At 39.4% G+C, this 13,203-nt stretch carries 11 protein-coding genes and 2 riboswitches; of the genes, 9 read left to right on the forward strand and 2 right to left on the reverse strand.

Features of this window, described 5'->3' with window-relative positions; genetic code table 11:
• Positions 1-164: 164 nt before the first annotated feature.
• A complete protein-coding gene (locus AC1Q59_RS09265) occupies positions 165-1,865 on the forward strand; it encodes a methyl-accepting chemotaxis protein (RefSeq protein ID WP_492365527.1) in 1,701 nt (566 codons plus the stop codon).
• Positions 1,866-2,008: 143 nt separating this feature from the next.
• Positions 2,009-3,157, forward strand: coding sequence for a tetratricopeptide repeat protein (locus AC1Q59_RS09270; RefSeq protein ID WP_492365528.1), 1,149 nt, complete (start codon positions 2,009-2,011; stop codon positions 3,155-3,157).
• Positions 3,158-3,192: 35 nt separating this feature from the next.
• On the opposite strand, the gene AC1Q59_RS09275 is transcribed toward AC1Q59_RS09270, so the two are convergent.
• Positions 3,193-4,068, reverse strand: coding sequence for a TetR/AcrR family transcriptional regulator (locus tag AC1Q59_RS09275; protein ID WP_492365529.1), 876 nt, complete (start codon positions 4,066-4,068; stop codon positions 3,193-3,195).
• A 203-nt stretch (positions 4,069-4,271) separates the two neighbouring features.
• On the opposite strand from AC1Q59_RS09275, the gene AC1Q59_RS09280 reads away from it, so the two are divergent.
• From AC1Q59_RS09280 to cyoE, 5 genes are all read left to right on the forward strand, one after another.
• A complete protein-coding gene (locus tag AC1Q59_RS09280; RefSeq protein WP_492365530.1) occupies positions 4,272-5,798 on the forward strand; it encodes a DHA2 family efflux MFS transporter permease subunit in 1,527 nt (508 codons plus the stop codon).
• 151 nt (positions 5,799-5,949) lie between these two features.
• Positions 5,950-6,133, forward strand: a riboswitch (Lysine riboswitch).
• A 143-nt stretch (positions 6,134-6,276) separates the two neighbouring features.
• Entirely contained in the window at positions 6,277-7,134 is an 858-nt protein-coding gene (locus AC1Q59_RS09285) for a transporter substrate-binding domain-containing protein (protein ID WP_492365531.1), read from the forward strand.
• Positions 7,135-7,194: 60 nt separating this feature from the next.
• Positions 7,195-7,959, forward strand: coding sequence for an amino acid ABC transporter permease (locus tag AC1Q59_RS09290; protein ID WP_492365532.1), 765 nt, complete (start codon positions 7,195-7,197; stop codon positions 7,957-7,959).
• A 20-nt stretch (positions 7,960-7,979) separates the two neighbouring features.
• Positions 7,980-8,714 carry an amino acid ABC transporter ATP-binding protein gene (locus AC1Q59_RS09295; protein WP_492365533.1) on the forward strand — a complete coding sequence of 245 codons (735 nt, stop codon included), beginning with the start codon at positions 7,980-7,982 and terminating at the stop codon, positions 8,712-8,714.
• Between the two features lie 299 nt (positions 8,715-9,013).
• The gene (gene cyoE / locus AC1Q59_RS09300; RefSeq protein ID WP_492365534.1) at positions 9,014-9,928 is read left to right on the forward strand and encodes a heme o synthase; all 915 of its coding nucleotides are present in this window, start codon (positions 9,014-9,016) and stop codon (positions 9,926-9,928) included.
• 36 nt (positions 9,929-9,964) lie between these two features.
• On the opposite strand, the gene AC1Q59_RS09305 is transcribed toward cyoE, so the two are convergent.
• The gene (locus AC1Q59_RS09305; RefSeq protein ID WP_492365535.1) at positions 9,965-11,128 is read right to left on the reverse strand and encodes a pyridoxal phosphate-dependent aminotransferase; all 1,164 of its coding nucleotides are present in this window, start codon (positions 11,126-11,128) and stop codon (positions 9,965-9,967) included.
• A gap of 204 nt (positions 11,129-11,332) precedes the next feature.
• A riboswitch (SAM riboswitch) is annotated at positions 11,333-11,437 on the forward strand.
• Positions 11,438-11,509: 72 nt separating this feature from the next.
• On the opposite strand from AC1Q59_RS09305, the gene AC1Q59_RS09310 reads away from it, so the two are divergent.
• Together AC1Q59_RS09310 and AC1Q59_RS09315 are read left to right on the forward strand one after the other, a co-directional pair.
• Positions 11,510-12,523, forward strand: coding sequence for a methionine ABC transporter ATP-binding protein (locus AC1Q59_RS09310; RefSeq protein ID WP_492365536.1), 1,014 nt, complete (start codon positions 11,510-11,512; stop codon positions 12,521-12,523).
• Positions 12,513-13,184, forward strand: a complete 672-nt coding sequence (locus AC1Q59_RS09315) for a methionine ABC transporter permease (RefSeq protein ID WP_492365537.1) — start codon at positions 12,513-12,515, stop codon at positions 13,182-13,184. The genes AC1Q59_RS09310 and AC1Q59_RS09315 overlap by 11 nt, the downstream gene beginning before the upstream one ends.
• Positions 13,185-13,203 lie beyond the last annotated feature (19 nt).

Below are 13,203 nucleotides of genomic sequence, written 5' to 3' on the forward strand. Positions count from 1 at the left end.
GATTTCATATATCATTATTATAATCTTTTGGTTAAAAAATACAGATTAATTCATTTTTTATTCAAAAAGTTCGTCAAAAGTAAAAGTGATTTTTGATATAATATGCAGGTAATTATTACTATATAGAAGGTAAATAGATTAGAAAATCCAGGGGGAAAAGAAATTTGAGGAAAACTATTGCAGGGCAGCTGGGGATTATCATTGTAGCGGTCATTTTCGCTTCGATGATCATTACATCTGTTTCAAACTACCGCGTCAGCTATGACAAAACATATGAGGCAGCTGGCATAGAGGCTGTTGGATGTGCAAACATTACGACGGGATTAATTGATCCTAAAGAAATTGAGAAGATGATTAATGGGGAAAAGAATCCTATAGAACTTCAGGAAACGTTAAATTGGACAACCGAGCATAAGCAAATTTTTGAAGGACAATACATACTGCTTCTTGACGGAACGTTTTTGACTGGAGATAAGAATATGAAAGAACAGGGATTTAAGCCTGGAGACAAATTTCCAATTAATGATGACGTCATAAAAGCCATTAAAGAAACAAAGCACCCGCAGTATTCAGAGATTTATGAGTTCGGCGGGATGAAGAGAATTACAGGATATGCACCTATCTTTAAGGATCATGATCCGAATAAAGAAATCATTGCGCTAAATGCCATTGATTTTGATGCAAAAATTGTTAGTGAAAGAACTTTTGCATCAGTAAAGGATAGTTTCCTGCTTGGACTTTTGCCAATGCTGATTGCTTGTGCCATTACGATTTGGATTATTAGAAGAAAAACAAAGCCGTTAACAACTTTAATAAAGTTTGCCAAAAAGGTTGCTGATGGCGATTTATCTGTTGAGAACATAAAGGTTAAAAATAAGGATGAGATTGGCGACTTAGCCCATACGCTAAATTTTATGGCTGAAAATCTTAAAGCCATTATTCTTCAAGTTTCTTCAAATGCGAATAAGCTTGCATTTTCAGCCGGACAGCTGACTGAAAGCGCAGAGAAGACGAATTTTGTATCTAAGCAAATCGCCGTAACAATGAATCAGGTTGCCATGGGTGTGGACCATCAAGTTCAAAATATAGAGGAGACTTTCCAGACGATAGATGAAATGTCCATTGGCGTACAGCAAATTGCTGATCGTACAGGTAATGTTTCATCGCTGTCGATGGAAGCTTCAAACAAAGCGCTATCTGGTAATGACTCTGTACATACAGCTATAGAGCAGATGAATTTTATTAATGAAAAATTCACGCGTTTGTCAACGGAGGTACAGGAATTAGGCAACCGGTCAAGTGAGATTGGAAAAATTATTGAGGTGATTACAGGAATAGCTGAACAGACCAATTTACTAGCTTTAAATGCTGCAATAGAAGCGGCCAGGGCTGGGGAGCATGGAAAAGGCTTTGCGGTTGTTGCCGATGAGGTTCGTAAACTCGCCGAACAATCAGCCCATTCAGCGAAGGAAATATCGCATTTGGTGGGGTCCATGCAAAACGAAACCAGAAATGTTGTTCAGGCTATGGACGAAGTAACAGGTGAAGTAGCTGCGGGAATAGGTTTAGTTAATCAGGCAGGAGAGTCTTTTTCACAGATAGAAACTGCGATTAATGAAGTAACTTCGCAAATTCAAGAGGTGACAGTTGCTGTTGAGCAAATGGCCGCCGGCGCTGAGCAGGTCGTACAAACGATGAAGTTTATTTCTGAAGCTGCAGAAGAAACATCTTCAGGGACACAGGAAGTATCTGCATCCACAGAAGAACAGACTGCATCAATTGAAGAAATCTTTTCCTTTGCCGCATCCTTATCTGCGATGTCTGAAGAATTGCTGATAATGATAAACAAATTTAAAACTCAATAACTTAATTGCCAATGGAAGAAAAAAAAGGGTCAGTCCCTATGCCGCTTTAAAGCGGCGGGGGACTGACCCCCATTGCTTTAAAGCGGAAAAATGTTTAAGGTGTATTCTATTTATCTATAATGTATAAGGAGGGAGGAGATTGTATGGAAGGATTACAGGAGTTTGATTTGAATCCATCGCTGGATTTGTTAAGGAATTATGCGGATAACAAGGATATACAGAATGTATTGGAATCTTTTCAAGAGGAAAGGTATTCTGATGCCATTGGTTCAATTGAGCTGGCAAAAAAGACATTAAACCATGGGGAAATGATGAAAGAGCTTCTTTTTTTAGAGCTTGTGAGCTATCTTCAAATGGGAATGCGGGAAAATGCCCGCAGGTGCATACAGGAGCTTTATCCGCTCATCGCAGAAGATGATTACGAAAAACTGCTTTTTCTAGGCGAATTGACTATACAGATAGATTTGAAATTGGCGCGAAGAATCGTGTCCGAAACAGCAAATAAATTTGAGGGAAAAGATGATGTTTCAGATTTAATAATGAAAAAGACTTTCCTTTTGCTTGCTGAAGCGGAAGAAAAGCTGGAAAAACTGCCAAGGGCCATTAAATACTATCAGCGGGCCATTTCCTGTATGAATGAGGATCAGAAAGAAGATCTTAAGATGCTTCCAATTTTGTATTTTAAACTTGGAATGTTATCGGCCAATCTTGACAGGAATGAAGAGGCGATTGGTTATTTGGAGAAAGGCCTTGAGTTAGCCGGGGATCAGGAAGAAGCAAGCATACATATGCTGGCAGCACTTGGCGCCATTTATGGGAAGATTGAAAAAGGCAAAGAAGCTGCGGTTTATCTAACTAATGCTCTAATCCTTTTAGCAGACTCCGTTTTGAAAGATACGCTGATTCATGCCGAAGTCCTAACAGAATTAGGGTATATCAGTTTTGATTTAGGCAAGATTAATGAAGCCCTACCATTCTATGAACAGGCGATAGCGATCTACCATAAAGATAAAGATCACGGTATAACGAACAGGAAACTGGGAATGATCTATATGCAGTATGCGTATTGCTTAGAACATAAGGAAAAGCCAAATAAGGCGCAGGCGGGCATGCATTACGAAAATGGACTCCGCTATCTTGAACAGGCCGGGGATCAGGAGCTGTATGAAAATGCTATGCTCGATGTCATTGCCTTTTTCAATGCCAACCATAACAAAAAGAAAGCACGCTACTACGAAAACAAGATCTTAAAACTAGCAAATAAAAACGGGGTCAGTCCCTCATCGCGTTAAAGCGATGGGGGACTGACCCCCGATTGTTTAAAGTGCTAAAGTATCTTAGCGAGCTGTTCGAGTTTTTCAATTTCATTCTGGTCGAATAGATCGCTGCGCTTTTTTAAGGCTGCTAAGGTGCTTTCGATCAGGTAGGTTCTCGGTTCTTTGGAATGCAGAAGCTCTTCCTGGATAAAGTCCAGTAATTCAAAGTATCTGGACTGGTCGCTTTTGTGTGTAAGCCTTTTTTTTAGGATTAATATGGTCTTATTTATTTTCTTTTGTGCATCTATTTCGTCATTGCTGTATGCCGGCCGCCATTTCTCTAGAAGTTCTGGCGAGACTAGCTGGTCTCCTGATTCTGACACATCCTCTACCATCTTTACCAGCCGTTTTACACTATAACTGACAATTTCATGGATGTTTGCCTGAGATTTAAGCTCCATCTCTCTATATTTAATATTTTGGTGCAAAATACCCATGAACATAATGGCACAATCAAGCAAATAAGGCTTCTTGCTTTCTCCGAAGAGATCTAGAAATCGGACATAGAGCCAGTGGAGATATTGAAAATGACCGCGCCGAATAAATTTATTAAGATCTGCATCGTTTAACGAAATGACCTCTTCAAAAAGGGATAATAGCTTATTTCTTCTATTCACCTTAAATTGTAATTCAAGCTGTTTACTAAAAACTTCTATATTAGAAGGATCCTGACCAATAAGCAATTCATCCCGTTTTTTTTCAACCTCTTTTAGTAAGGTTTTAATAAGGGCGATTAGCAGCTCGTTTTTCGAAGCAAAATAATTATAAAATGTACCCTTTGAAATTCCGCTGTAATCTAAAATATCTTGAATAGACGTCGCCTGGAAGCCTTTTTCAATAAATAGCTGATGGGCCATAGTAATGACGTGCTGTTTTCTATCATTCATAAAATCACCTTTAATAGGAATTGAACCGTTAATACGTAATTGAACCGTTGGTACAAATTATATCTTATATTATTTTCAGGTTCAGCACAATCGTTTATAAATCATGTAATTTTTTGATTGCAAATTTTGAACTAATGGTATATGATATGAATCTGTGAAATAACAGTATAAAATAATGAACCGAAAGTATAGGGGGTATATACATGGGTGACGATATAAAAAATCAGGCACGTCCGCCGTATGGCATTATAGCTATTCTAATGATCGGAGCCTTTATTGCTTTTTTAAATAATACATTATTAAATATTGCTTTGCCTTCAATTATGTTGGACCTGAATATTAAAGAAACGACGGTTCAATGGCTTGCAACTGGATTCATGCTTGTGAACGGTATTTTAATCCCGGCAACAGCCTTTTTAATTGAAAAATATTCAGTCAGACGAATCTTTTTATCAGCAATGATTTTATTTTCTGCAGGAACCATACTTGCTGGTACTGCCCACATTTTCCCAACTTTATTAACAGGGCGTATGCTTCAGGCTTCAGGCTCAGCCATTCTTATGCCGCTCTTAATGAACGTGATGCTTGTCAGTTTCCCAGTGGAAAAAAGAGGGGCAGCCATGGGGGTTTTTGGATTAATCCTCATGTTTGCGCCAGCCATTGGTCCAACATTATCTGGCTGGATCATTGAGCACTATGACTGGAGAATGCTTTTCCACTTTATTACTCCTATTGCCATAGTAGTATTATTGATCGGGTTCTTCATGCTTAAAGATAAAAAGGAAAAAGTGAATATCCGCCTGGATGTTTTCTCGCTCACCTTATCAAGTATCGGGTTTGGCGGTATTCTATATGGATTTAGTTCAGCGGGGAATAAAGGATGGGATAGCCCTCTCGTTTACGGAACAATCATTTTAGGGGCTATTAGTTTAGTTATCTTCATTGTTCTCCAATCCAAGAAAGAACGGCCGATGTTAAACTTTGGTGTTTATAAGTATCCAATGTTTGCCTTATCATCAGCGATCACAATGATTGTAAACATGGCTCTCTTTTCAGGGATGATTTTACTCCCTATATATGTTCAGACCCTTAGAGGGATTTCTCCGATGGATGCAGGGCTTCTCTTGCTTCCTGGAGCATTAATAATGGCGTTTATGTCACCGGTGAACGGCAAATTATTTGACAAATTTGGCGGCCGTATTTTGGCGATAATGGGTCTAGCCATTATGGCTGTAACAACCTATCTTTTCAGCAAATTGACATTGGAAACAACCTATGCCAATTTAATGATTGTCTATTCTGTCCGTGCTTTTGGAATGTCAATGGTTATGATGCCTGTTTCGACTAATGGATTGAATCAATTGCCAAGACGCTTCTATCCGCATGGAACAGCTATGAACAACACGTTAAACCAGGTATCAGGTGCGATTGGTACAGCACTTCTAGTAACCTTAATGTCCACTAGGACTGAGTCTGCAGCAGCTGACCTTGCTAAAGATGCCATGAAAAACATGGCTGGACAGCCAACAGAGGCAGCAATCGCTGCAATGAAGCAAGAAATTATGATGAAGTCTATGTTAGAGGGAATTAACTTCTCCTTCTTTGTGGCAACTGGTATTATCTGTGTCGCACTCATTCTTTCCTTCTTTATGAAACGGGCGAAACCAGCATCAGATCCATTAGAGGAAAAAACGGAAAAAAAAATGACAGCGAAATTAGCTGAGAATTGATAACTTAAAAAACCTGATTCTAAATGAGTCAGGTTTTTTATTCCAAACTCACCAATTTATTATTCTATCAAAATTGGTTAATAGTCCGATTGACATATAGGACATGATATTGTAGACTACAAATAAATTAAATATGACCTCATCTTTTTGTAGGTGAGGTAGAGGTGCGATGTTTATTAGTCTCTAGCGGAGCTTGAGAAACAATGATGCTAGGGAGAAGGAAATATCGCCGAAGCTTGCAATATACTCAGTATTGCGGGCTGGGTCTGCAGTGAATAACTGCAGGACTGTCTCAATAGACAATCCCGGGTTTATTGAGTTGAGCTATCTCATTTGGGAAAGAAGATGAAATTTGGGTAATGATGACAAGACAAGACCTGAGTTCACCTCAGGTCTTTTTTGATTTTTCGAATTACCTAAATAGTTCGAATTGTATACTCGATATTGTGAAATAATAAAAAAAGGGGCGAGAAATGTTATGTTAAAAAAATTATCATTGCTTTTAGCACTATCATTATCATTGGCATTGTTACTAGCAGGCTGTGGTACTAGTGACAGCAAAAGCGGCTCAGACAATTCTGATGGGGCAGCGTCTGAGGAAAAAGGTACTTTTAAGGTAGGCCTTGAAGCGGGGTATGCGCCATTCAACTGGACACAAAACGACGATTCTAATGGCGGAGTGAAAATTGACGGAAGCGCCGAATATGCAGGCGGTTACGATGTTGAGATTGCAAAGAAAATTGCAGAAGGCTTAGGCAAGGAATTGGTCATCGTTAAAACGGAATGGGACGGACTTGTTCCAGCATTAGCTTCTGGGAAAATTGACGCTATTATTGCTGGGATGTCACCAACAGAAGAACGCAAAAAGTCCATTGATTTCTCAGATATCTATTATAAATCAGATTTAGTCATGGTTGTTAAAAAAGGCGGAAAATACGATGGAGCATCATCCATTAAAGATTTCAGCGGTGCAAAAGTAACAGCGCAGCTAAATACTTTCCACTATTCAGTGATCGACCAAATCGAAGGGGTTAGCAAACAGCCAGCAATGGATAACTTCCCGGCAATGAGGGTTGCACTGGAGTCTGGTGTTATTGATGGATATGTATCTGAACGTCCGGAAGGCGTAAGTGCTGAATCAGCTAACGAAAACTTTAAAATGGTAGAATTTACAGATGGATTTAAGACATCTGACGATGATACAGCCATCGCCGTTGGTGTGGCAAAAGACAGTGAATTAACAGAGAAAATCAATGAAATCTTGGCAGGTATCCCTGAAGAAGAACGCTCAAGCATTATGGATGCTGCTATTAAAAATCAGCCAGCTGCTAAATAATAAAATCGAAAGGGGGCTTTCCTTTGGGCAGTCCCCTTTTTTGTTAAAAGGAGGTACACTATGACTCTAGAATGGGTTATTGATATTGTTTCAAACAATTGGCCAATGTTCTTGCGCGGTGCTGGAATTACTTTATTCATATCCATCATTGGAACCATCATTGGCTTCCTTATAGGGCTAATTGTTTCAGTCGTTCGCACAATTCCCGTGCCTGAACGCGGGATAAAGAAAGTGATCCTCAAAATAATCAACGCACTTCTTTCTGCCTATATTGAAATATTCCGCGGTACACCGATGATTGTTCAAGCAATGGTTATTTTTTATGGGGCTGCTCTAGCCTTTGGTTTAGACATGGACCGTATTTTCGCAGCTATTCTTATTGTTTCCATTAACACAGGTGCCTATATGTCAGAAATTATCCGCGGCGGGATTATCTCTATTGATAAAGGGCAGTATGAGGCCGCTCAAGCAATAGGAATGAATCACTTCCAAACAATGTATAATGTGGTGCTGCCGCAGGCCATCCGAAACATACTGCCAGCAACAGGAAACGAATTTGTCATCAACATTAAAGATACGTCTGTACTTAGTGTTATCTCCGTTTCTGAACTGTTCTTCCAAACGAAATCAATCGCTGGAAATAATTTCAGATATTTTGAATCCTTCTTTGTTGCCTGTGTGTTATATTTTATCATGACTTTTACAGTAACCAGGATTTTACAATACATTGAAAAGAAACTAGATGGACCGGAAAATTACAGCATGTATGCTAACCAAATGCAGGTAGAGACACCAGACGATATATTGAAGAAAAAAGATCACTAATAGTCCAAAGGAGCGAGAGGATGGAAAAGGTAATAGAAGTTCAGCATCTAAGTAAATCCTTTGGTACGCATGAAGTGCTTAAGGATATTGATTTTTCAGTGAACAAGGGAGAGGTAGTCTGTATCATTGGCTCATCGGGTTCCGGCAAATCAACTCTTCTCCGCTGCATCAATTTATTGGAAAAGCCAAGCGGCGGTCAAATCATCTATAAAGGCGAGAATATCCTTGATGATAACCACGATATTGCAGCCTATCGCACAAAGCTTGGAATGGTTTTTCAGCAATTTAACCTTTTTAATAACCATGATGTCCTAAGCAATTGTGTGGTTGGCCAAGTAAAGGTGCTAAAACGCTCACGTAAAGAAGCAGAACAGGTAGCAATGAAATATTTAAAAGTAGTGGGAATGGACAAATTTGTTCATGCCAAACCAAAGCAGCTGTCTGGAGGACAAAAACAGCGTGTAGCCATTGCAAGAGCACTATCAATGGAACCTGATGTGCTTTTATTCGATGAGCCAACATCTGCACTTGACCCGGAAATGGTTGGAGAGGTTCTGAAGGTTATGAAGGAGCTTGCAGAGAGCGGGCTAACCATGTTAATCGTAACCCATGAAATGGGCTTTGCCAAAGAGGTCTCAGACCGCGTCGTATTCATGGACAAAGGTGTCATTGCTGAAGAGGGAAGCCCAGAGCAAATATTTAATCATCCAGTTCAAGAACGGACAAAAGAATTCTTGAGAAGAACATTATCTTAATCAAGCATAATTCAAATGTTAATTCTAACCACTTAGTTGATTGGAGCGGAAATCACCGGCCAATTATACATTTAAATAAATAGTATATCAATTGCTGGAGAGGTTTGCTGTGACAAATCTCTCTTTTTTTCGTTGAAAATATGGTTTCCCATAAAGTTCGCAATTTTGTAGACTTTGGATAGGAAATAATCATTGAAACTATGTTAATATAAGGGGTAGCAAAAAGATGCAGATTGAAAGAGCGTCTGAAATGAAAGCTCTATAATATTATTGGACCATTTCTTAGAGGAGGTAAATAGATGAATAAAGAGGGGGCACCTTCTCTGCAGAAGGTTGGGACTGATCATATATCTCTTTTAGAAGATCTAAAATCTCTATTTAAAGCATATGTTTTAGTAGCTAATGTCTTGCCTGTATTTACTGGATTTTGGCTGGCTATTTATTTTGCCAATGATTCTTTTATGGCTAATTGGGATGTTTTTGTGCTGACCATGATTGGCAGTACACTGGTGATGGCAGGGGCACTTGTTATAAATAATTGGTACGATGTTGATATTGATACAATTATGGAAAGAACGAAGAAACGACCAACGGTTACTGGCCATTTTTCTTTAAAGACTGTCCTATCATTGGGTATTGCTTTTTCAGTACTTGGAATGATCATTTTGCTATTTATCTCAGTTGAATCAGCTATTTACGCTTTTATTGGCTGGTTTACTTATGTAATTTTATATACGATGTGGTCAAAACGCAGATATACTCTTAATACTGTGATTGGCAGTATTTCCGGAGCGGTTACGCCATTGATTGGCTGGACAGCCATCTCCTCCGGCTTCCATATTGTTCCGATTGTGTTATTTCTTATTTTGTTTATTTGGCAAATGCCGCATACGTTCGCTATTGCCATTCGCAAATATGATGAGTATAAAGCAGCAGGAGTGGCCATGCTCCCTGTTGTTCATGGATTTGACATCACGAAGAGACAGTTCTTTGTGTATTCTGCCTGTTTAATTCCGCTGCCTTTTCTTATCCCGCAGCTTGGTCTAGTATTTTTAATCATTGCCACCTTGCTTAATATCGGATGGATCGTTGTTAGCATAAGCGGGTTTATGGCAAAAGATAACCAAAAATGGGCGCGAATGGCCTTTCTCTATTCTGTCAATTATGTAACTATTATTTTCTTATTAGCCGTCATTGTCACACTATCTCTATAAAAAAAAATCGCCGAATACGGCGATTTTTTTTGCATATTAAAAGAGGTTCAATTTTCCTATTCTGTTGACTGCTTCTCTTAGCTGATCTTCGTCTACTAGGAGGCCGACGCGGATATAGCCTTTTCCGAATTCTCCAAATCCGTTGCCAGCTGCAACAGCAACATCGGCTTTTTCCAGCAGATAGTCAGCGAATTCTTCACTTGTGAATCCGCTTGGCACAGGGAGCCAGGCAAAAAACGATCCGCTTGGAGCCGTAACACTCCAGCCGATTTCTTTGCAAGCGTTAATTAACGCATTTCTGCGGCTTTCATAACGAGCCACCAGTTCATCAACACAGGACTGATCACCAGTGAGTGCCTCTGCAGCTGCCAATTGGACCGCAGGAAAGAGACTGCAATATAAATGATCTTGAATTAAATTTATTGCTTCAATAATGACTGGATTACCAACAGCAAAGCCGACCCGCCATCCAGCCATATTATAGGTTTTGGATAGCGTATACATTTCAACCCCAAGTTCCTTAGCGCCTTCAGCTTGCAGAAAACTAACAGGTTTTTTTCCGTCGAATCCAATAGCTCCGTAAGCGAAATCATGCAAGACAGTGATGTTATTTTTCTTAGCAAAAGCAACGGTTTCTTCGAAAAAGTCGAGGTCTGCCATAGCACCAGTTGGATTGTTCGGATAGTTAAGGTACATTAATTTTGCTGAAGATTTATCCTCGTCTGAAATGGAATCATAATCAGGCAAGAAATTATTTTCCGCTAATAATGGGAATGTTTTATATTGCACATTTGCTAATGTAACGCCGGATAAATAGTCGGGATATCCAGGGTCTGGCAAAAGCATAAGCTCGCCTTCATTTAACAGGCATATCGGCAATTCTACAAGCCCTGCTTTTGTTCCAAATAACACAGCAACTTCAGTCTTTGGATCAATGTCAACATGATATTGCTTTTTATAAAATTCCGCTGCAGCGTCTTTAAGTTCTTGAATGCCTCTAAATGGAGAGTATCTATGTGTTCTGGGATCCTCTGCTGCAGTTTGCAATGCTTTAACGATATGCGGAGGTGTAGGCTGGTCTGGATTGCCTTGGCCTAAGTTAATGATATCTCTGCCCTCTGCGCTGGCTTTGCTCACTTTTTCAATAAGGCTTGCGAAAAATTGGACTGGTAAATTTTTTAAACGGTCTGAATATTCCATGTAATCCACCTTCAACAATTTTGTACGAGTTAATTTCAAATTTTATAGTTTTTTAAGGCAATTGTCTAGTAAAAAAATTTTTCCTAATGGCTATCTTGCAGGGTGTGTAAGCGTTTTATTTGAAATGGCCCAAAATTTACTATATTGACAAAATGTTAATCGATTTGTACTATGAATATTGTGCTATTTTATTAAATAAAATATTGCTTATCCAGAGAGACTGAGGGACTAGGCCCTATGATGTCCGGCAACCCCCTTTTTGGGAAGGTGCTAATTCCTGCAGAATGATTTCATTCTGAAAGATAAGTCGAGATAATGAACATTTCGATGCCCCTTTCAGATGAAAAGGGGTATTTTGTTTTACTTAAAGGGGTGAAAACCATGATTGAAATTAAGAACCTTTCAAAAATATATACTGCGAAAAACAGAGAAGTAAAAGGTGTCGACAATGTCTCTCTTACTGTTCAGGAAGGGGAAATCTACGGAATTGTCGGATATTCTGGCGCAGGGAAAAGCTCATTGCTTCGCTGCATTAATTTATTGGAAAGACCGACATCAGGGACCATTACAGTTGATGGAGTTGACTTAACTTCACTAAATGGCGAGGGCCTGCGTAAGGCCCGGTTGAAAATCGGCATGATTTTTCAGCACTTTTATTTAATCAGCCAAAAAACAGTATTTGAAAATATTGCGTTTGCCTTGAAAGCGGCAAAAATTCCCTCCGATCAAATTAAAAAAAGGGTAGAGAATCTTCTCGATATGGTCGGTTTAGCTGATAAAAGGGATGTCTACCCTTCACAGCTGAGCGGGGGCCAAAAGCAGCGAGTCGCGATTGCAAGAGCCCTGGCCAACAATCCGTCGGTTCTATTATGTGACGAAGCTACATCTGCGCTAGACCCGACAACAACCAAGTCCATTTTAAATCTTTTGAAGAAAATTAACAAAGAGCTGAGTATTACGATTGTGTTAATTACACATGAAATGGATGTCGTAAAAGAAATTTGCCACCGAATGGCCATCATGCAGGATGGGAAGGTTATCGAGGAAGGTCCTGTTTATGATATCTTTGCCAGCCCTAAGGCTGATTTAACAAAGGAATTTATTGCTAGTGTTGTTTCTTTTGATATCCCTGAAGCGATCTTAAATCGCTGTGAAGGCCCAATTGTGAAAGTAATGTTTAGAGGAAGAGTGGCAGGGGAAGGGATTATTTCTGACATGCTCCAGCAATACAATGTAAAAGGCAATTTTCTGCATGGTTCTATTGAATACATTCAGGATGTGCCCCTTGGCATCTTTATTATGGAACTAAGAGGCCAAAGGGAAGAAATTAATAAAGCACTTGATTATATCGAAAATCGGGAGGCGCATGTGGAGGTGTTAGGAAATGGGGATTGATTTCAATCATTTAATGGAACTGCTTCCTGATATCAATACTGCTTTCATTCAAACCATCTATATGATTACAATTTCTTTAATCATTGCCGTGGTTATCGGCCTTCCAATCGGCATTGCTTTATATGTTACCGATAAAGGGCTTTTTATGGAAAACCGTGCAGTCAAGAATATACTTGGTTTTGTTGTTAACCTGGTTCGTTCGATTCCGTTTATTATTTTACTTGTTGCTTTAATTCCTTTAACGAATTTCTTGGTTGGGACAACGATTGGACCGACTGCAGCAAGTGTATCTCTATCGGTAGCTGCTGTTCCATTTTTTGCCCGAATCGTTGAAACAGCCTTGCGCGAAATTGATAAAGGTGTCATTGAAGCGGCAATTGCTGCCGGTGCGACTCCGTGGATGATTATTAAGGATGTACTCCTTCTTGAGTCAAGATCCGGGATTATTTCAGGAATAACATTAACTCTTATTAGTTTAGTTGGCTTCTCCGCAATGGCGGGTACAGTCGGCGGCGGCGGAATTGGTGACTTGGCCATTCGCTTTGGGTACTATCGCTACGATAATACCATTATGTTTGCAACTGTTCTTATATTAATAATTTTAGTACAAGCTATTCAGATTATTGGTGACCTCGTTGCCAAAATAGTAGATAAACGATAAATAGGAAAGAGGGAGTTAA

Source organism: Cytobacillus sp. MT66 (assembly GCF_058792595.1).

Bases quoted from the DNA above. Each gene is read 5' to 3' on its own strand.
- AC1Q59_RS09270 (WP_492365528.1), top strand. From the start codon at position 2,009: ATGGAAGGATTACAGGAGTTTGATTTGAATCCATCGCTGGATTTGTTA.
- AC1Q59_RS09275 (WP_492365529.1), bottom strand. From the start codon at position 4,068: ATGAATGATAGAAAACAGCACGTCATTACTATGGCCCATCAGCTATTT.
- AC1Q59_RS09280 (WP_492365530.1), top strand. From the start codon at position 4,272: ATGGGTGACGATATAAAAAATCAGGCACGTCCGCCGTATGGCATTATA.
- AC1Q59_RS09285 (WP_492365531.1), top strand. From the start codon at position 6,277: ATGTTAAAAAAATTATCATTGCTTTTAGCACTATCATTATCATTGGCA.
- AC1Q59_RS09290 (WP_492365532.1), top strand. From the start codon at position 7,195: ATGACTCTAGAATGGGTTATTGATATTGTTTCAAACAATTGGCCAATG.
- AC1Q59_RS09295 (WP_492365533.1), top strand. From the start codon at position 7,980: ATGGAAAAGGTAATAGAAGTTCAGCATCTAAGTAAATCCTTTGGTACG.
- cyoE (WP_492365534.1), top strand. From the start codon at position 9,014: ATGAATAAAGAGGGGGCACCTTCTCTGCAGAAGGTTGGGACTGATCAT.
- AC1Q59_RS09305 (WP_492365535.1), bottom strand. From the start codon at position 11,128: ATGGAATATTCAGACCGTTTAAAAAATTTACCAGTCCAATTTTTCGCA.
- AC1Q59_RS09310 (WP_492365536.1), top strand. From the start codon at position 11,510: ATGATTGAAATTAAGAACCTTTCAAAAATATATACTGCGAAAAACAGA.
- AC1Q59_RS09315 (WP_492365537.1), top strand. From the start codon at position 12,513: ATGGGGATTGATTTCAATCATTTAATGGAACTGCTTCCTGATATCAAT.